General features: G+C 47.9%; 14 protein-coding genes and 8 tRNA genes. 2 read left to right on the top strand and 20 right to left on the bottom strand.

What is annotated here, in order from left to right:
* Window positions 1-7: 7 nt before the first annotated feature.
* From F6I03_RS08630 to F6I03_RS08665, 8 genes are all read right to left on the bottom strand, one after another.
* The gene (locus F6I03_RS08630; RefSeq protein ID WP_070431674.1) at window positions 8-1,972 is read right to left on the bottom strand and encodes a V-type ATP synthase subunit I; all 1,965 of its coding nucleotides are present in this window, start codon (window positions 1,970-1,972) and stop codon (window positions 8-10) included.
* A complete protein-coding gene (locus F6I03_RS08635; protein ID WP_070431675.1) occupies window positions 1,959-2,285 on the bottom strand; it encodes a hypothetical protein in 327 nt (108 codons plus the stop codon). Before F6I03_RS08635 ends, F6I03_RS08630 begins: the two co-directional genes overlap by 14 nt.
* Window positions 2,286-2,375: 90 nt before the next feature.
* Window positions 2,376-2,876 (bottom strand): tRNA adenosine(34) deaminase TadA, encoded by a 501-nt coding sequence (tadA, locus tag F6I03_RS08640; protein ID WP_256365980.1) that lies wholly within the window; start codon window positions 2,874-2,876, stop codon window positions 2,376-2,378.
* Between the two features lie 361 nt (window positions 2,877-3,237).
* Window positions 3,238-4,455 (bottom strand): CapA family protein, encoded by a 1,218-nt coding sequence (locus F6I03_RS08645; RefSeq protein WP_150983108.1) that lies wholly within the window; start codon window positions 4,453-4,455, stop codon window positions 3,238-3,240.
* A gap of 105 nt (window positions 4,456-4,560) precedes the next feature.
* Window positions 4,561-5,559, bottom strand: coding sequence for a lactate/malate family dehydrogenase (locus tag F6I03_RS08650; RefSeq protein ID WP_070431677.1), 999 nt, complete (start codon window positions 5,557-5,559; stop codon window positions 4,561-4,563).
* A gap of 333 nt (window positions 5,560-5,892) precedes the next feature.
* Window positions 5,893-6,156, bottom strand: coding sequence for a hypothetical protein (locus F6I03_RS08655; RefSeq protein WP_070626153.1), 264 nt, complete (start codon window positions 6,154-6,156; stop codon window positions 5,893-5,895).
* 461 nt (window positions 6,157-6,617) lie between these two features.
* Window positions 6,618-9,128, bottom strand: a complete 2,511-nt coding sequence (locus F6I03_RS08660) for an ATP-dependent Clp protease ATP-binding subunit (protein WP_070626155.1) — start codon at window positions 9,126-9,128, stop codon at window positions 6,618-6,620.
* Between the two features lie 26 nt (window positions 9,129-9,154).
* Window positions 9,155-9,616: a CtsR family transcriptional regulator gene (locus F6I03_RS08665; RefSeq protein WP_070431680.1), complete on the bottom strand. Its 462-nt coding sequence runs from the start codon at window positions 9,614-9,616 to the stop codon at window positions 9,155-9,157.
* Between the two features lie 250 nt (window positions 9,617-9,866).
* On the opposite strand from F6I03_RS08665, the gene F6I03_RS08670 reads away from it, so the two are divergent.
* Window positions 9,867-10,805, top strand: coding sequence for a carbohydrate kinase family protein (locus F6I03_RS08670; protein WP_150983109.1), 939 nt, complete (start codon window positions 9,867-9,869; stop codon window positions 10,803-10,805).
* A 12-nt stretch (window positions 10,806-10,817) separates the two neighbouring features.
* Window positions 10,818-12,023, top strand: a complete 1,206-nt coding sequence (locus F6I03_RS08675; protein WP_070431682.1) for a NupC/NupG family nucleoside CNT transporter — start codon at window positions 10,818-10,820, stop codon at window positions 12,021-12,023.
* A gap of 147 nt (window positions 12,024-12,170) precedes the next feature.
* On the opposite strand, the gene F6I03_RS08680 is transcribed toward F6I03_RS08675, so the two are convergent.
* The 12 genes from F6I03_RS08680 to F6I03_RS08735 form a co-directional block, all read right to left on the bottom strand.
* Window positions 12,171-13,799: a hypothetical protein gene (locus tag F6I03_RS08680; protein WP_070431683.1), complete on the bottom strand. Its 1,629-nt coding sequence runs from the start codon at window positions 13,797-13,799 to the stop codon at window positions 12,171-12,173.
* Window positions 13,792-14,496, bottom strand: coding sequence for an ATP-binding cassette domain-containing protein (locus F6I03_RS08685; protein ID WP_070431684.1), 705 nt, complete (start codon window positions 14,494-14,496; stop codon window positions 13,792-13,794). Before F6I03_RS08685 ends, F6I03_RS08680 begins: the two co-directional genes overlap by 8 nt.
* A 268-nt stretch (window positions 14,497-14,764) precedes the next feature.
* Window positions 14,765-14,838 (bottom strand) — tRNA-Pro (locus F6I03_RS08690).
* A 57-nt stretch (window positions 14,839-14,895) separates the two neighbouring features.
* Window positions 14,896-14,969, bottom strand: a tRNA-Pro gene (locus tag F6I03_RS08695).
* A gap of 3 nt (window positions 14,970-14,972) precedes the next feature.
* Window positions 14,973-15,046 (bottom strand) — tRNA-Arg (locus F6I03_RS08700).
* A gap of 14 nt (window positions 15,047-15,060) precedes the next feature.
* A tRNA-Leu gene (locus tag F6I03_RS08705) sits at window positions 15,061-15,146 on the bottom strand.
* Between the two features lie 33 nt (window positions 15,147-15,179).
* A tRNA-Gly gene (locus F6I03_RS08710) sits at window positions 15,180-15,251 on the bottom strand.
* A gap of 10 nt (window positions 15,252-15,261) precedes the next feature.
* A tRNA-Thr gene (locus F6I03_RS08715) sits at window positions 15,262-15,334 on the bottom strand.
* Between the two features lie 25 nt (window positions 15,335-15,359).
* Window positions 15,360-15,432: transfer RNA gene (locus F6I03_RS08720), tRNA-Lys, on the bottom strand.
* Window positions 15,433-15,439: 7 nt separating this feature from the next.
* Window positions 15,440-15,512: transfer RNA gene (locus tag F6I03_RS08725), tRNA-Val, on the bottom strand.
* Window positions 15,513-15,679: 167 nt separating this feature from the next.
* Window positions 15,680-16,450, bottom strand: coding sequence for an ABC transporter permease (locus tag F6I03_RS08730; protein ID WP_070431685.1), 771 nt, complete (start codon window positions 16,448-16,450; stop codon window positions 15,680-15,682).
* Window positions 16,428-17,096, bottom strand: coding sequence for an ATP-binding cassette domain-containing protein (locus F6I03_RS08735; protein ID WP_070431686.1), 669 nt, complete (start codon window positions 17,094-17,096; stop codon window positions 16,428-16,430). Before F6I03_RS08735 ends, F6I03_RS08730 begins: the two co-directional genes overlap by 23 nt.
* Window positions 17,097-17,301: the final 205 nt, after the last annotated feature.

Here is a 17,301-nt window from a genome sequence, read left to right on the forward strand (position 1 = left end):
ATTGTGTCTATCTGTCAGAGTCGTTCAAACGTACATATTTCTCTAGGGTATTGATTGGGCTGAAGGCCCGGCCGTCCCCTTCATAGAACTTACCGAAGAATTCCACGAAGATCAAACGCAAACCGTGAACATAACCACTCAGAACTGAGAGGAATAAGTTGAAGGATTGCAAGGCGATAATCAATACGATCCCAATCGTAAAGCGGATTGGGGCTGGGAAGAAGCCGACAAGCATGTTGAAGGCCATGGCAATGGACCCACCAGAGATCCCGAGCGCCATCAGACGCGTGTAGGAGACCAGGTCCCCAACATAGCCTGAGATCCCGTAGATATTGTAGAGACCTAGACCAGCTGCCAAGAGTTTCTTATCTTGGAAGATAACTGGGACAATGATCATGCCGGCAAAGCCGATAATGGATACCCATTTACCAATAGTTCCAACTTCTGGCATCCCAGCCATGGCTCCGATGCCCCAGGCACCAAGCCCGAGTAAGATCAGGATCCAACCTAAACCATCACTATAAGCCGATTCCATATTGCCCCGGCGCACTTCGAGGTAGATCTTAATGCAGAGGGCAACTAAGATATGGATCAAACCGATAACAACAGAGGCTGCCATAATCAAGATCGCATCGCCTGTTGGATCGACAATCCCGGTTGGAATCGATTCCCCGAAGAAGGAACCATAGAGCAGACCCACAAGCATGGTTGGATAAGACAGGTAATGGCCGAACTTGACCATGTTCCCTGCACTACCATGCAGGTCCATCACTTTCATAGCAACTAGGGTACCTAACCAAAGCACGATACCATAGCCGAGGTCCCCCATCATCATTCCGAAGAAGAGTAAGTAGAAGGGGGTAATGAATGGTGTCGGGTCAATCTCCCGATAGTTTGGTACCCCGTACATTTCGGTAATCATTTCAAAGGGCGCGTTCAGCGCATTATTCTTAAGTTTTGTAGGGACTTCGTTATTGTCGATCGCTTCTTCTGTAATCTCTTCTTCTACGACCACAAAGTTATCTGCCCCAATATTGGCTTCCAGTTTCTGGATGAGTGCGTCATAGTCCTCTTCGTCAGTCCAACCACTCAGTAAGATTAAATAATCATTATCATAGGTCAATTGGACAGCTAAGGCACGTTGGGAGCGGTTATAGGTCTCTTCAGCGACTTGTTCCACTAAAGGAATCTTAGCTTCTAAGTTCTGGAGCGCCTGCACCACGTCTTCCTCTTCCTTAATGAGTGACTTACGCTTGTCTTCCAAGTTTTGGAAGGCAGTTTCTGGACCTTCTTCATAAGGGTAATCGAAAGGTTGGAAGTGGTATTGGGCCAGTCTCCCTTGGAAGTCTTCAGCTTGAGACTTACGGGTGACAGCCACCACCCCAATTTCATCCTCATTGGAGAAGGCTTCTAATAAGGAAATATCCTCATCTTTTGTATCTTCCTTCAGGGCATGCCACTGACTGCTTGAGCTGTCATTAGGAACAGTCCCCAAGGAAACGGCAAAGTAGTCCAGTTGGTAGAGTTCGGCTGGGTTGACATCCAAGCCCCGCCAGTTGGAAACAGCGGTCTGTTCGTCTTCCACGCTCTCCCGGGTCGAAATGATATTCTCCCGTTGGTTGTAGAGCTCCTCCACCTCTTCAACTAAAGCTTGACCCTGGTCGAGGTCCACTTCTTGGTGGAGTCCTTCCAGACTAAAGACGGGACGCTTATGGGTGAGCTTCTCCATCATGGACCGATCCTTAGCATAGCGGGATAAGATCACTAATGCCCGCTCTGCTCTCTGGTAGAGATCATCATATTGGACATAGTCTTCAGATTTCACTTGTGCCGCATCAACCGCTTCTTCAGCATCTTCCCTCGGCAGGGCGGATACTTCCACACTCTGCAAGGCCTGTAAATTTCGCACCAGGTCTTCCTTTAGTGTCGGTTTCGATACAATCGACAACTTCTTCATTTTAGCTATTGCCATATGATTTTCTCACCTCCTCAACAACATATGCGACCAAATCCTCTTTGTTCTCGTCAAATTTTTGACTGAGGCCTTGAATTTGGCCTTGGTTTTCTTCATCTGCTTGTGTTTGGTATGCCGCATAGGCCTGGTCAACTTCGGCTTCCTTGTTAGCTTTGAAATCAGCTAGTTCAGCTTCTTTTTCTTCTGTTAGCGCTTTTAATTTAGCCCGGTATTCATGCCGTAATTGCTCTAACTTCGCTTCGAAATCTGCCTTAATGTCTTTAGCCTTTGTTTCTGCATCCACTACCTGCTGAATCGTTTGGTTCGCCAATCGCTCCACCCCCCTTTATAAGTTATATTATACCTTATCTTCTAGCCATAAGCATAGCGCGACAAAAACGATACGCCTTTTTAAGAATAATTAGTGCAAGTTGTGCTCTTCTTTTCGAGGCTTCCGTGACGCCCGCTTACGTTGCTTACGCAATCTTCTAAAGAAAGACGTCAACATCTCGCTACAGGCTGTCTCCAAGAGGCCATCCGTCACATCAACTTGGTGGTTAAAGCGCTCATCGGTGACTAGGTTCATCAAGGAACCTACCGTACCTCCCTTGGGATCATAAGCCCCGAAATAAAGATGTCGAATCCGCGATAGAATAATTGCCCCGCTACACATTGGACAAGGTTCTAAAGTGACATACATATCACAATCCATAAGCCGCCAATTATCCAAATAAGTATTTGCTTGGCGGATGGCCTGCATCTCCGCATGACTTGTCGCATCATTGGAGTGCTCGCGTAAGTTATAACCGCGACCAATCACCTGGCCATCCTTGACTAGGACTGCGCCAATAGGCACTTCGCCTAAAGCCTCCGCCTTCCTAGCTTCTGCTATAGCCAAACGCATAAAGTCTTCATGCTCCAAACAACCACCTCAAATTCGGAATAATCAGGCCGAGAAAGCCAAAATATTAGCTACTTAGAAGGGCCTATTCGCCCTCCACGGATTTCTAAAGATATGTTCCCACAATTATTACTTTACGATAATCTAAGCCATTGGTCAAATTATTTATTTCTCAAAAAACGATATTTTAACGCTTTTAAAGCCCTTTCATAGAATCAATTTAGCCTCTGAGCAAAAGTTCAGAGGCCGTTATATAATAGGAAGTCTTCGCCCAGTCGACTGCAGGCAAATGGGACTTTTTTGCTCTAACTAAGACTTTAAGTCTTAAATATTTTTTACTTTTCATTTCAAAAAAACTAATTTTTGTATTTATGAATTGCTTTTAATCGTCAATACCTGGACTCGCTTGATAGGTCCGCTTGGCTCGGGGCCAGTCCAAGCCCACATGTTGGTTAACCGCGGTATAGGCCTGGTCAATCCGGTCGCGATAAGCTGGATCGAGTCGGTCACGATAGGCTCCCCCTTCGATAAAATCATCGAGGACATAGGTCTGGTAGAGGTACTGCTTGCAGTTAAAAGCTTGCGAATAAGTGCCTCGGTCTTCACGAGCTACCCAGGTCGGCCGGGCTTGGGCCGCTTTAATCCGCGTCCGGTCTCCCTTCTTTTCCACAGTCAGATCCACCAAGAGGCCGCGCTCGGTCCAAGTATTTCCCTCCATGGTTTCTGCCCTTTGGTTGGAGAGGAAGTTGCCCATGGAATAAATAATTAACTTCTTATCTCCCTCATGGTCAATCACCTCAGCGGGCTCAATCACATGGGGGTGGCCACCCAGAACCACGTCTGCACCCCAGGCTACCATCTGGTGATAACAATCGATTTGTTCCTGGGTCGGTTCCAGGGCATACTCGACTCCCATCTGGGGCATGACAATTGTCAGGTCTGCCTCTTCTTCTGCCCGCTCAATCTCTCGACGCATCTGATCTGGGTCGAGGTCGGATAAATGTGCCGCATAATCATCCGGAGTCAATTCAGCTTCCAAGCCATTGAAACCATAAGCATAGGCCAGGAGGGCAATCTTGATCCCATTCACTTCCTTTATCAATAAGTCCGCATACTGGCGGGACTTGTCGGGATAAACTCCTAGTGGGGCCATGCCACGCTGGCTAAAGCTAGCTGCCGTTGACTGAAGCCCCTCCAATCCTGAATCTAAGATATGGTTATGGGCGAGATCGACCACGTCATAACCGGTATCCGCCATGGCATCGGCCACCTCTTCGGGCGCGTTGAAGCGCGGATAACCGACTAGGGGCTTAGTGGGATCAATGGTTCCCTCAAAATCCGCCAAGCTAAGATCAGCCTGCTGGATCCAGGGCTTCACATAGGAAAAGTTCGGGTGGAAGTCAAAACTTCCATCTGCTTGGGCAGCACTGGCAAAAATCGGATCGTGATAAAGTAAGTCCCCATGGGCCATGATCCGCGCCTCATGCACCGTCTCGACTTCGGGCTTAGCCGCTGAGCTCGTCAAGCCTTGACAGCCCGTTAAAGCCAATGAAGCTAAAGCCAGGCCAGCTTTAAATATCTTGCTATGAATTGTCTCCATCTTCTTCTCCTTTAAACCTTCCCCTCAATGCAGCCTGAAGCAAAGAAAGAGCCGCAAGCACGCATTCAAGCGAGCTTTTCTACGGCTCTTTCCCTATGGCTTGTGTTAGGCTTCTTTATTTTTACGGTATTCTTGTAGCCTCTCCCGTCCAAAGCGGATGGACTGGTCGATAACAGCCACACTCTGTGCTAATTTTTTCTTCTCCCAATCGTTTAAAGGAATCTGGAAGGTCCGCACGACCCCTTGGCGGCCGATTTGGCTAGGCAGACTGAAGGTCACCGCTTGGTCCAAGTCATAAATCCCCTGGCCGAAGAAGGTCCCGACAGGCAAGATCGTATCTTGGTCTAGGACAATGGTCGTTAAGAGTTCGACTGCTACCCGGGCAATAGCGGCATCCGTTACCCCTGTCTTATTGGTAAAGACATCATAGGCCGACTGCACAACTTCCTCAGTCAATTGGTCTACATCCAGTGGACTAACCCCTTCAAAATAATCGCTCAGGTGGTCAAAGGGAATGCCTTGAACATTCAGCTGGCTGCAGGCTGCAAAGGAAGACATGCCGTGCTCCCCTAGCATGTAACCCGTCACTGACTTGGGATCAATGCCATAATGGTCAGCCACAGCATAGCGCAAACGAGCGGAATCCAGCATGGTACCGGTCGATAGCACCCGTTCTTGGGGGTAGTTATATTCCGTCACTGCCAAGTGGGCTAAGGTATCGACAGGGTTCGAAATAAAGATCAGGATGGCTTCCCGGGTGTGCTGGCTAATCCCCGTCATCACATCATCGAGGACTGGAATATTATCCACCAAAAGATCCTGGCGTTCAGCCGGAATCTCATCCTTATAGATATGGGTAGCTGCTACCACAATCACATCGGCATCTGCCAGATCGCTATAGTTACCGGCATAGACCTTCACATGCTGGGTCGACCCGAGGCCCATGGCATGGCGCTCATCTAAGGCTTCCCCCGCTGCCTTCTCTTTTCTCTCATCGATTAGGACAATCTCAGAGAAGAGATTTGCCGCCAAAACATTGGATAAAACTTTGGCTCCGACAAAACCCACTCCGACAATGCCTAGTTTTTGGCCATAAATTGCCATCAGCAGTCACTCCTTTATGTCATTAATAGGTCAATTATAGCACAGTTTAAGAGGATGATGAGAAAGATTTAATTTTACTTGGACTCGGGCTGGAATAGTCGAATTCGAGCGAGCGACCCACACTTGAGCCTTCTGTTTGAGGATTAGATAGCGTCAACCCACACTTGACCACTCTGATTGAAGGTTAGAGAGTCGTTCGAATCAAATCGGGCGTCCTTCCACCCTGTATAGTCGGGTTCGGGCTAGCAGAAATAGCTCCTCTTCATCAAAATCCGTCGAAGGCTCGCTGCCTGTATATAAAAAAGGATTGCCTGCCAGCAATCCTTAACATTTTTAGTCATCCGAACGGAAATGGTCCACCAGTTGGTAAAGGTCCGTTGCCCGGTCCTTCCATTTACTGTATGAGGAATCCTCAGAGAGGAAAGGCAACTTATCGACCAAGTCTTGACCATGGGCCTTGCCTTTCTTACCCACCGTATCGAGCAAATTACTAAAGGTCGATTCATTATCTTCCTCAAACAAGGCAACAGCAACGACCGCTGTAACCGCTGCGAGAGAACCTAGGGCGAGGAGCCCCGCCTTTGTCTTCTTATCCATACCATCCACCTCACTTCTTCTATTTCTTAGCATTATACCATAAGGACTTGCTTGCTGAAAAGTTTGCCCTAGGAAAAGCGTGCAGGGAGAAGGCGAGCGACCGAAAAAGCAGGTCAATCGCAACTTAGGACCGCTGACCTATTCCTAACTTGCTCATCCCTACTCGCCAATAGTGGCTCCATTCGTAGGTGGTAAGCAAGTACTTGAAAATATGAAATAAGACTGACTCTTAATTACCAACCATCGCGGCACATAAAAAGAGGCTGAGACAGATGTCCCAACCCCTTGACATGATATAAATTGTAGAAAGCGAGGTGACTTGCTCCAGCGAAAGGAAGCTAACCGTGCGCCCTCGCACCCTGTGTAGTCGGGTTCGCAAGAGCAGCTTTGGCCTGCTTTCGCAAGTTGGGAACGTGCAAGCGCGGCTTGCCCTTATCCCAACTTACTCCAAGCATCCAAAGCTAAACGCTCTTGCTCACACCCTGTACTTTTGCTAGGGTTTCTTTGTCTTCGCTGCCATCTTCGTGTTGGATGCGGATATAAAGTTTGCCTTGGCGCGATCCGATGGTTAGGCGGTCGCCTTCGCCAACCCGTTGGGAAAGGATTAAATCACTCAGCGGGTCTTCAATCTGGCTTTGGATTTCTCGGCGAACAGGACGGGCCCCATATTCTGGGCTAAAGCCTTTTTCAGCCAAGAGTTTGGTTGCGCCGTGGGTAAGGCGGAGATCGATGCCTTGTTGGGCGACTTGTTCGGCCATGGCATCGGTAAACTTGCTGACGATCTCGGCCACTTGATCTTGGTTCAAGGCGTGGAAGACAATGATTTCATCCACCCGGTTAAGGAATTCGGGACGGAACTGTTGCTTCAGCTCTTCGCGGATGCGTTGGCTCATGCGGTCATAGTCATGGCTGACAGCTTCCTGGCCAAAGCCAACCGTCTTCTCATCACGCAGGGTGGTCGCACCGAGGTTAGAGGTCATGATAATGATAGTATTGCGGAAGTCCACCATCCGGCCCTTGCTATCGGTGATGTAGCCATCATCTAGAATCTGTAAGAGCAGGTCAAAGATATCTGGATGGGCCTTCTCTACTTCGTCAAAGAGGACCACCGAATAAGGGTGTTGACGGACCTTCTCCGTCAATTGTCCCCCTTCATCATAGCCCACATAACCAGGGGCTGAGCCGATCATCCGGCTGGTCGAATATTTCTCCATAAATTCGGACATATCGACCCGGATCAAGTGGCGTTCCGAACCGAAGAGCTCTTCACTCAGGCTCTTAGCTAGTTCGGTCTTACCCACTCCCGTTGGTCCTAGGAACATAAAGGACCCAATAGGCCGGTTGGGGTCTTTGATGCCGGAATGGGCCCGGCGTACGGCCCGAGCTACGGCATTGGTGGCTTCTTCTTGGCCCTTAACCCGGCGGTGGAGGCGTTCTTCCAAGGCCAGGAGTTTTTGGTTTTCGGTTTCTGTCAGCTGGCTAATTGGAATGCCTGTCCATTGGGCAATAATGGCGGCAACCTCTTCTTCACCGATAGACAAGTTGTAGTTTTGCTTTTCTTTGCGTTGGTTTTCGATTTTATTGAGAGCTTCTTCCAATTCTTTTTGTTCAGCGTGGATCTTAGCTGCATCTTGGAAGTTCTGTTCCGCCACAGAGTTCAGCTTGGCTTCTTCTAATTGGCGGTACTTGCGGACAAGGTCCTGGCTCTTGGTCGCTTGGCCCCCGCCAGCCTGGGCATCCAAACGTTTAGTTGCCGCCGCTTCATCCATCACATCAATGGCCTTATCCGGCAAGAAACGGTCCGAGATATAGCGGGCACTCAGATTAGCAGCCGCATCAATGGCTTCATCTGTAATGGCCACTTGGTGGAAGTCCGCATAGGCTTGGCGGATACCCGCCAGGATAGACCGGGTCTCTTCGATGGTCGGTTCATCGACTTGAACCTTGGCGAAGCGCCGTTCTAAGGCCGCATCCTTCTCAATATACTTCTGGTATTCATTGAGGGTGGTTGCCCCAATCACTTGGACTTCGCCACGGGCTAAGGCAGGCTTCAGAATATTGGAAGCATCCATGGTCCCCTCAGCACCCCCAGCACCAATCAGGGTGTGCAATTCATCGATGAAGAGGATCACTTGACCATCCTGGATCACTTCTTCAATTAAGTGTTTCATCCGGTCTTCGAATTCCCCCCGGTACTTGGTGCCGGCAATCAGTGAGCCCATATCGAGCATCATCAGGCGCTTATTTTCTAGACTTTCTGGTACTTCTCCAGCAACAATCGCTTGGGCCAAACCTTCCGCAATCGCCGTCTTACCCACACCGGGTTCGCCCACTAGGACCGGATTGTTCTTGGTCCGGCGGCTGAGAATCTGTAAGATCCGACGGGCTTCTTTCTCCCGACCAATAATAGGGTCAAGTTGGCCATTGCGCGCCCGACGCGTTAAATCCTTGCTGACTGCATCCAGGGTTGGGGTCTTACTCTTATTGGGATCCGCCTTCCCTGGGTGTTTACGTCCCGACTTGGGTAGGGGCCGGCCGAGCATCTGGTAGATATCACGGCGAATTTTTTCTGGATCAGCTCCTAAATTCCGCAAAATGCGGGTAGCTAAAACTTCTTCTTGGATCAGGGCCAAAAGGATGTGCTCGGTTCCAACGAGGGAAGTCCGCGCTTTCTTGGCTTCTTCTGTACTAAGATAGAGTACCTTGCTGGCGCGGGGGGAATACACTGGCTCCCCTAAGTCATTATAGGGGTCTTGGCCTGACCCATAGCCCACCACGAATTCGACCTCTTCCTTGAGGGATTCATAGTCGCCGATATAAGGGGCAAGGACCGCATGGGCAATCCCCTCACCCTCTGCTAAGAGTCCTAGCAAGAGATGTTCGGTTCCGACCGCATGGTGGCGGAAGGCCTTGGCTGCTTCCAGGGCATAAGCCAAGGCTTTCTGGGCTTTTTCCGTATAGATTTCTTTCATGGTCTAAACTCCAATCTTCGCGCAGTTTAATGTTCGTACTTTAACTTACGAAGGACATTCGTTAAGATTAAGGCGCGTAAGGAATCCGCTTGACTGACATGGGCCATGACTTCTTTGTCTAGAGCCGCATAAATCAAGCGCGCTTCCGTCTCCGTAAGCAAATCATTCTTGTGTAGGTTGCTAATAATCGCTCGGGCGTCCTTATCCGATAGGTCGTCACCGATCAACTGAATCATCGAATCGATATAATCTGCCTCGTCGACGACCGTCATCTTGACAATACGGATATAACCGCCGCCCCCACGCTTACTCTCCACATGGTAACCATTCTGGGGGGTAAAGCGAGTATTAATCACATAGTTAATTTGTGAGGGCACACATTCAAAACGCTCGGCGATTTCACTCCGTCGAATTTCAACATTCGACGACTCCTGTAAAACTTGTTTCAGGTAGGCTTCTATTATATCAGACATGTTTTTATTACGCATTTTTAATCACCTCTAGTCTGACTAAGTTTGACGTTCAACTTTATCATACCTAATTTTTGCCTAGGCGTCAATATCTTTGCCTGTTAAAACTTGACCAAGCCAGGATTTGAGCCCGGTCTTAAGCCTAATTTCAAGCTTCGTTTTTAAAGCGCTTTCTCTTTACAATTTCATGAAATCATGCCATTCTTAAGGAGAATTGTGTATAATAGAAAGCGTGCAATCTTATGCAAATTTTAAAGGAGGCAGTGGGATGACGAATGAGTCGTACGTCGCTATTATCGGCGGCTTAAATATGGATATAGCAGGGATTTCTGGCCCTATGTACCGGGAACGGGATTCTAATATTGGGCATATCTACCTTAGTCCAGGAGGTGTAGGGCGCAATATTGCGCACAATTTAGTGCAATTAGAGGTCCCTACCTATCTCGTGACCGCTTATGGTGATGATGATTTTGGGCTGCTTGTTGAGAAATCTTGCCGGGAGTTAAATATTTCCTTGGACTATGCAGAAAAGTTAGAGAATGAACATACCTCGACCTATCTCTATGTAACAGATAGCGACGGGGACATGATCACCGGTGTCAACGATATGGACATCGTCAAAAAAATCACGCCAGACTTCTTGGCTAGTCGCTTGGACTTCTTAAACCAAGCAAAGATTTGTGTCATCGATGCCAATGTGTCCCGTGAAACCATTGAGTGGATTGTCGACCATGTCAAGGCGCCCCTCTATGTGGAAGCTGTGTCAGTGGCTAAGGCAGCTCGTTTTGAAGCCGTTTTGGACCGGATCGATACCATCAAGCCCAACCAATATGAAGCCGAACTCTATACGGGCATCAAAATCCTTGACGAGAAAACAGCCCGCCAAGCCGCGGAAAAACTCATTGAGCTTGGCGTCAACAATGCCTTCATCTCATTAGGAGCCAAGGGAATGGGCTGCGCGAACTCAGACGAGACCCACTATGTTCCTGTGCTTGAATCCGACGTTGTCAGTGCGAATGGTGCAGGGGACTGTGCCATGGCAACCATTGTCTGGGCTAACTACCACTATGGCCATGAACTCGCCATTAAAGAAGTCACCCAGCTGGCTCAAGCCGCAGCCAACCTAGCAACGAGCACCATGCATTCGGTCTACGAAGAGCTCTCGGTCTCAGCTGTTGTCAAACGTGCCCAAGACTATAAGCAATAGGAGGTATATATTGTGGGAATTATTCGAAACCTAATTGGGATCCTGGTTATTCTAGCCTTGGCTGCCCTCTTGTCCTATGATCGCTCAAAAATTACAAGTAAAATCAAAAACATCGTCATGATGTTTGTCACCATGCTGGTTCTCACCTTCATCTGCTTGAGAACCTCAGCTGGTATCACCGCCTTGGAAGGTATCTCCAACTTCTTCAGCTGGTTGATTGCCCAAGCTCAAGGCGGGATCAGCTTCGTCTTCGGCGGAATTGTCATCGAAGAAGGGGCTTCCGTCTTCTTCTTCAACGTCCTCTTGCCCCTCGTCTTCATTTCGGCTTTAATCGGGATCTTAAATTACATCAAAGTCCTCCCCTTCATCATGAAATGGGTCGGCAAGGGCATTAATTTCATCACTGGCATGGGTGAAGTCGAAAGCCAATTCGCCATTTCAACAGCAGTTCTGGGGAACACGTCAGCCTTTATCTCGATTAAAGAAATTATCCAAGGCATGGATCCCCGCTCACTCTTCACCATCTGCCTCTCTGGGATGTCAGCTGTCGGGGCCTCCACCCTGGCTGCCTACATGCAAATGATCCCTGGCGAATATGTCGTGGTAGCTGTCTTCTTGAATATCTTTGCTGCCCTCGTCATCGCCAGCATCATGAATCCCTACGAAGCTGAGGAAGTTGAGAGTGGCCATGAATTCGAGCTCCTCGAAGAGAGCGCTGAAGACAAAGGCAACTTCTTCGATATGTTGGGGTCATACATCACAGACGGCTTCAACCTGGCCATCATCATTGCTGCCATGGTGATTGGTTTCGTGTCCTTGATTACCTTCTTGAACTCAATTGTTGAAGGCATCTTCGGCATCACCTTCACCGAAACCATGGGCTATGTCTTCTCACCACTGGCCTTCATTATTGGGATTCCTAGCGAAGACATTGTCAAGGCAGGAAGTCTCATGGCTACCAAGCTACTCACTAACGAATTCGTCGCCATGGGTGAGTTCCAAAGCCTCTTAGGCGGAGCGAGTACCAAGACCCAAGCCATGGTCGCCACTTATCTCGTGTCCTTCTCTAACTTCGGTACCATGGGGATTACCCTAGGCGCCATCAAGGGCATCAGCGAAAAACAATCCAAGGTGCTCTCCAAGGCCCTCGTCAAAGTCCTCTTAGGCTCCATCCTCTCTTCACTCCTCGTTGCGAGCGTGGTAGGCCTCTTCTTCTAAAAGTAAATGATCGGAAAAGCGATCGCTCGGCAAGCCCAAGCAAGGGCACATCGAGCGATCGCTTTTTTAATTTGCTTGATTAAAATAAAGAAAGAAACTGCTCTAGTAAAAAAGATCCTGTCCCCTCTAAGGGACAAGATCTAGGGACTAGCGCAAGACAAAACGCTTAGGACCTATAAACTTCAATAACAGGTAGCCTAAAATAATATAGGCAACGATAAAGAGGTAAATCCCTAAAATCACCCGCGGTCCAATCGATTCCGCATTCATAAAGAGTAAGTAAGGAATAAAAATACTCAAGGATCGGATAATATTATAGAGCGGGCTCTTGCTTTCCAAGTTGGCGGTAAAGGGTTGGAGCCAGTAATACAAGTAAAGATAATGGACCGTAAAGAAGACCATCACAACCACTTGACTAAGGAGTAAAATCCCCAAAGGCAGTAAACGCTGCCCGCCTAACTGAAAGTAAACCAGGCTGGAACCCAGCATTAAAACCAATAAGGTAGGTAAATTATAGCCAAAGCAGCGTTTAAAGCGAATCACCATGGCCTCAGCTAAGAGGTCGGGATTGCGATAATAGTTATTATGCATCAAGTAGCGGTCCATATTGAAAAAACAAAAACGGGTAAAGGATTCACCGATATTTAAGAAGAGGCAAGCGTAAATCACCATCACCACCAGGTAAGTCTGATAGGCCTCCTCCAAGTCGGCCTGGCTAATCCCTAGGTCCCCCTGGAAGAAGAATTGGTAAATAAAGATTCCTCCACTAATTAGGACAAAAATGGCTAAGACAATCATAAAAATAATCCGTCGCCGGCGGTTTAATTTATGGCCCAGCCGGTCAAAGAAGATCGCGTTGATATAGCTCATTCCCTGTAAGTGGTCGTACTTATCAGAAGTAGCTGGGCGCTTAATATCTTCCCCTTCTACCTTGACATTGGCGGATTGGGCCTCTGTTACCGCTTGATTAATGTGGTGGATACTGTCATGGTTGATGCTTGACCTTGCCAAGGCCTGGTACTTATCAGACTTTTGTAAGGAATAAGCCCCAAGTCCAGCCATGACCACCCCAGCTAAGGCGGTTAGGGGCTGGAAGAGCCAGTTGATAGGTAAGTGCCAGATGCCTGCATCTCCTAGGATGACTAGGCCGACAAAGAGGGCTCCAGCAACAAAAATCATAACAATCATCAAGACCGTAAAGGGTCGGTTAGGCACTTGGCGTTTGGGATTGACCAGTTTCAGATAGAGGGCTTGAGCGAGGAGACGCAAGCCCAGGAAAAAGAGGGTCATATTCATCCCACTAAAGAGGGAAAGTCCCATCCCTTTAAGGGCGATGGTCGCCGCTAGCCCATAGAAAATGACAAAATTGACGCCTGCCATAAAGGTCATGTTCAGGTAATAGGACTTGGGATTCATTTTTAAATAATAAATACAGAGCCGGTCAAAGGTCTGGTTAGGATCAATCAATTTCACCCAGAAAGTGGCTAAGACCAAGGAAAAGCAAAAGATAGCTAGCAAACGAACGGTATTTTCTTGGCCGGGGCCCCCAATAAAACCTAGAAGAAAAATCGCCCCAAAATAAAAGGCCTTACCGAAGATTTGCTTAAATACTTCCCCCACTGTGCCCAGCCAAGTGATTAGGCGCTTAACATACTTAGCCTCAAACCAGCGATTAGGAATATGCTTACCGATTAGAGGGAGACGTTGGAGATAGTAGAGGAAGATATTAAATGACCGGGTCGCTTTGAGCCGCTGTAAGAATTGGTAATTAGTCATGATCCTCATCCTCCGCGCTCAAGGCTTCAATAAGGGATTGGTCAAAATCCTCGTCCTCTAGCGCACTCTCAAAGTGGCGCAGTTGCCCCTGGTGCAAGAGAACAATGTCATCACAAATATCCTTGGCCAGCTGGATCATATGGGTGGACATAATCATAATATGGTCCATGCCCAAATCGAGGAGGAGACGCTTAATTTCTAAACTAGAGATCACGTCAATCGCCGTCAAGGGTTCATCGAGAAGTATAATCTTGGGTTTAGAAATCAAGAGGCAGAGAATGGCCAACTTGCTTTTCATCCCACTGGAATAACCCTTGATAATCCGGTGGCGGTCCTTCTGACTAAAGCCCAAGCGATCCAAGTAATCATCAACAGAATACGAATCTTTGGGAGCGTGGATGTCCATGTAAAATTTGATGTATTCATAGCCTGTGAGGAAGTCAGGTAAATAGTTTTCCGCAAAGACCATGCCAATATCTTCCGGCTCTATGGCCTTTACTTGACCAGCTTCAACTAAATGGGCCTGGCCATCATCACTCTCCAAGTCCCCGTAGAGAATCCGAAAGAGGGTGGTCTTTCCTGAACCGTTCCGACCTAAGAGTCCATAGATATGGCCAGCTTCAAAGGAATAAGTGGCCCCCTTGAGAACTTCCTGTTCTTGAAAATCTTTTTCAATATTTTCTAAGCGCAATTCCATACTTGTCGCCTCCATCTCTTAATCTACTGCTTAAGCTTCTGCCTTGCTAGTATAACAAAGAATGTAAGCGTCTTAAAGTCAAATAACGTGCGACAGTAACAGCAAAGAACGAAAGTGCTAGGGATACTATATCTGTAAGTCACAACGCTTGGAAAAGCTATAGCAAGTGGAAGAAAATGCCCTTTAGGCTAAGTTTTGTTCCTTTTACTTCCGAAAAAATAAAAAAAGCGATCCAAAGATCGCAAGAAAGCACACACTTATAAATTTATCGGGAAGACCGGATTTGAACCGACGACCCCTACGTCCCGAACGTAGTGCTCTACCAAGCTGAGCTACTTCCCGTCACGCTATCCTTTTCAGAGAAAAATAAAAAGCGTCTTACTGACGCTTTCCATCGAGTCGGGAAAACAGGATTCGAACCTGCGACCCCTTGGTCCCAAACCAAGTGCTCTACCAAGCTGAGCTATTTCCCGGTATGCACCCAGCAGGATTCGAACCTGCAACCGCCTGATTCGTAGTCAGGTACTCTATCCAGTTGAGCCATGGGTGCGTATAAGAATGTAATGCCGAGGACCGGAATCGAACCGGTACGGTGTGTAACCACCGCAGGATTTTAAGTCCTGTGCGTCTGCCAGTTCCGCCACCCCGGCCTATTAACAAGCAGATCCATAAAAAATCAAATAAGCGGAATACGAGATTCGAACTCGCGACCCCCACCTTGGCAAGGTGATGTTCTACCACTGAACTAATTCCGCGTGATATACATGCCGGCTAAAGGACTTGAACCCTCGACCCTCTGATTACAAATCAGATGCTCTACCAACTGAGCTAAGCCGGCATCAAATTCATATTCGAATTTGTGATGATCCGTGGGAGGCTCGAACTCCCGACCCTCTGATTAAAAGTCAGATGCTCTACCGACTGAGCTAACGAATCAAAGGAATGGAGAATGAGGGGTTCGAACCCCCGACATCCTGCTTGTAAGGCAGACGCTCTCCCAGCTGAGCTAATTCTCCATGTCGGTAAGTTGTTTCGTAACAACTATTATATAATACCACGAGTTTTAATCTTTGTCAACAGTTTTTTAAAATTAGCGCTTGGGCCAAGGAACTGTTCTCTCGTGACGACTTGATAAGTATAGCACAGTTCTTTGGCCTTGCGCAAGCTTTTTTTAATTTTTTACCTAAATTTTTTCCTTCAATTGACCAAAGTCGGTAAAGTAGTGCGGATAGGCCAGGTAGGTACAGAGGATGCTGGCGACGGCCCCGCAGGACAGGATCATAAAATAAACCATAATCTGGTACATAATAGCCTGGAGGGGCATGGAACCAGCCATCATCATCCCGGTCATCATCCCTGGCAGGGTGACTAGGCCGAGGGTTCGCATCCCGTCGATGGTGGGTTGGAGGGCGCCCTTGATGGTGTCATGGATAATCGACCAAGAGGCCTGCTTAGTCGAAGCACCTAGGGCTAACTTCTCAAAGACTTCCTGGCGGCGGGCATCGAAGAGGGTTCGCAGGTTGTTATAGCAGAGCCCTACGATCTTCATACCGTTACCAGCCAACATCCCTGTAATCGGGATCATTTGTTGGGGGACAAATTGCAGGGTGCCTGACAGAACTAAGATCAGTATCGAGAGTCCAATCCCTGAAAAGATAGCGATCAAAGAAATCTTAAAAGCATGGGGCAGGCCCTGGGCACGCTTCTTAGCATTCCAAGCGGAGTTGAAGATCATTATCCCCATGGCCACTAGGGTCACCCAGAAGCTAGCGAGCTGGAAAACATAGGTCAGAATGTAGCCGACGACCACTAACTGGACAATCATGCGGACAACGGCAACCAGCATATCTTTATTAAGGCCTAGTTTCTCCTTACTGCTAATGGCTAGAGCCACTAAGACTAAGACAAAGGCCAGAGCGAGCGAGGAGGGACTAATCGTGAGTTCGTGCGCCATCCAAGAGACCTCCTTCCTGTAAGTGACCATCCACCAGATAGAGGGAACGGTCGGCCAATTTTTGGTCTTCTGGCCGGTGGGATATCCAAATGGCCAAGATGTCAGAACGGTCAACTTCAGCTAAGACTAAGTCCCAGACAGCTTTGGCAGAAGTCTCATCCAAGGAAGAGACCACTTCATCTAATAAGAGAATCTTGGGTGGAAAGAGCAGGTGGCGGATGAGAGCCAGGCGCTGCCGCTCACCCCCAGATAAGCTTTCGACGGCTTGGTCATCTGCCAAGTGGCCTAGACCCAAGGCAGCCTTAAGTTGATCGATACGAGAATCATCTAGGGGCTTCTGCTGGACTTCAGCCACAAAGGCAAAATTATCCCGGACTGTCTTGCCAAAGAGAAGCGGATTTTGTACACAATAGGAAATTTCTTGGCGATAATGTTGATAGTCATAGCTTTGAGCAGGTCTGCCCTGGTAATTGACCGTCCCACTATCTTGGTTGAGCAGTTGGGCAATAATCTTAAGAATCGTTGACTTGCCGCTGCCGGAAGGGCCATTGATGGACAGGGTCTCCCCTGCCTGGGCCTGAAGATTAACCTTATCCAATATTTGTCTGCCATCTCTTGCATAAGAGATATCAGTCAGTGTTAACATAGCCACCAACCTTTCTGAGTATTTTCTTCATTATAGCGGAAGATCCGCACAAATAAAAATAATAAAATCGACGTGAATTTTGAACTGCCCCCTGTCAAGTAGACAGGCAAATAAATAAATTTTTACCATGTGTGATTTTTGTCATGCATGGTTTTTATTTTGGATTTTAAAATAGAATTTATCAGTGAATACGATATTTCATAAC

The sequence above is a fragment of the Aerococcus sanguinicola genome, assembly GCF_008726925.1.
Taxonomy (GTDB): Bacteria; Bacillota; Bacilli; order Lactobacillales; family Aerococcaceae; genus Aerococcus.

Bases quoted from the DNA above. Each gene is read 5' to 3' on its own strand.
- F6I03_RS08680 (WP_070431683.1), bottom strand. From the start codon at position 13,799: ATGACTAATTACCAATTCTTACAGCGGCTCAAAGCGACCCGGTCATTT.
- F6I03_RS08660 (WP_070626155.1), bottom strand. From the start codon at position 9,128: ATGAAAGAAATCTATACGGAAAAAGCCCAGAAAGCCTTGGCTTATGCC.
- F6I03_RS08650 (WP_070431677.1), bottom strand. From the start codon at position 5,559: ATGGCAATTTATGGCCAAAAACTAGGCATTGTCGGAGTGGGTTTTGTC.
- F6I03_RS08670 (WP_150983109.1), top strand. From the start codon at position 9,867: ATGACGAATGAGTCGTACGTCGCTATTATCGGCGGCTTAAATATGGAT.
- F6I03_RS08645 (WP_150983108.1), bottom strand. From the start codon at position 4,455: ATGGAGACAATTCATAGCAAGATATTTAAAGCTGGCCTGGCTTTAGCT.
- F6I03_RS08730 (WP_070431685.1), bottom strand. From the start codon at position 16,450: ATGGCGCACGAACTCACGATTAGTCCCTCCTCGCTCGCTCTGGCCTTT.
- F6I03_RS08685 (WP_070431684.1), bottom strand. From the start codon at position 14,496: ATGGAATTGCGCTTAGAAAATATTGAAAAAGATTTTCAAGAACAGGAA.
- F6I03_RS08630 (WP_070431674.1), bottom strand. From the start codon at position 1,972: ATGGCAATAGCTAAAATGAAGAAGTTGTCGATTGTATCGAAACCGACA.
- F6I03_RS08665 (WP_070431680.1), bottom strand. From the start codon at position 9,616: ATGCGTAATAAAAACATGTCTGATATAATAGAAGCCTACCTGAAACAA.
- F6I03_RS08655 (WP_070626153.1), bottom strand. From the start codon at position 6,156: ATGGATAAGAAGACAAAGGCGGGGCTCCTCGCCCTAGGTTCTCTCGCA.
- F6I03_RS08735 (WP_070431686.1), bottom strand. From the start codon at position 17,096: ATGTTAACACTGACTGATATCTCTTATGCAAGAGATGGCAGACAAATA.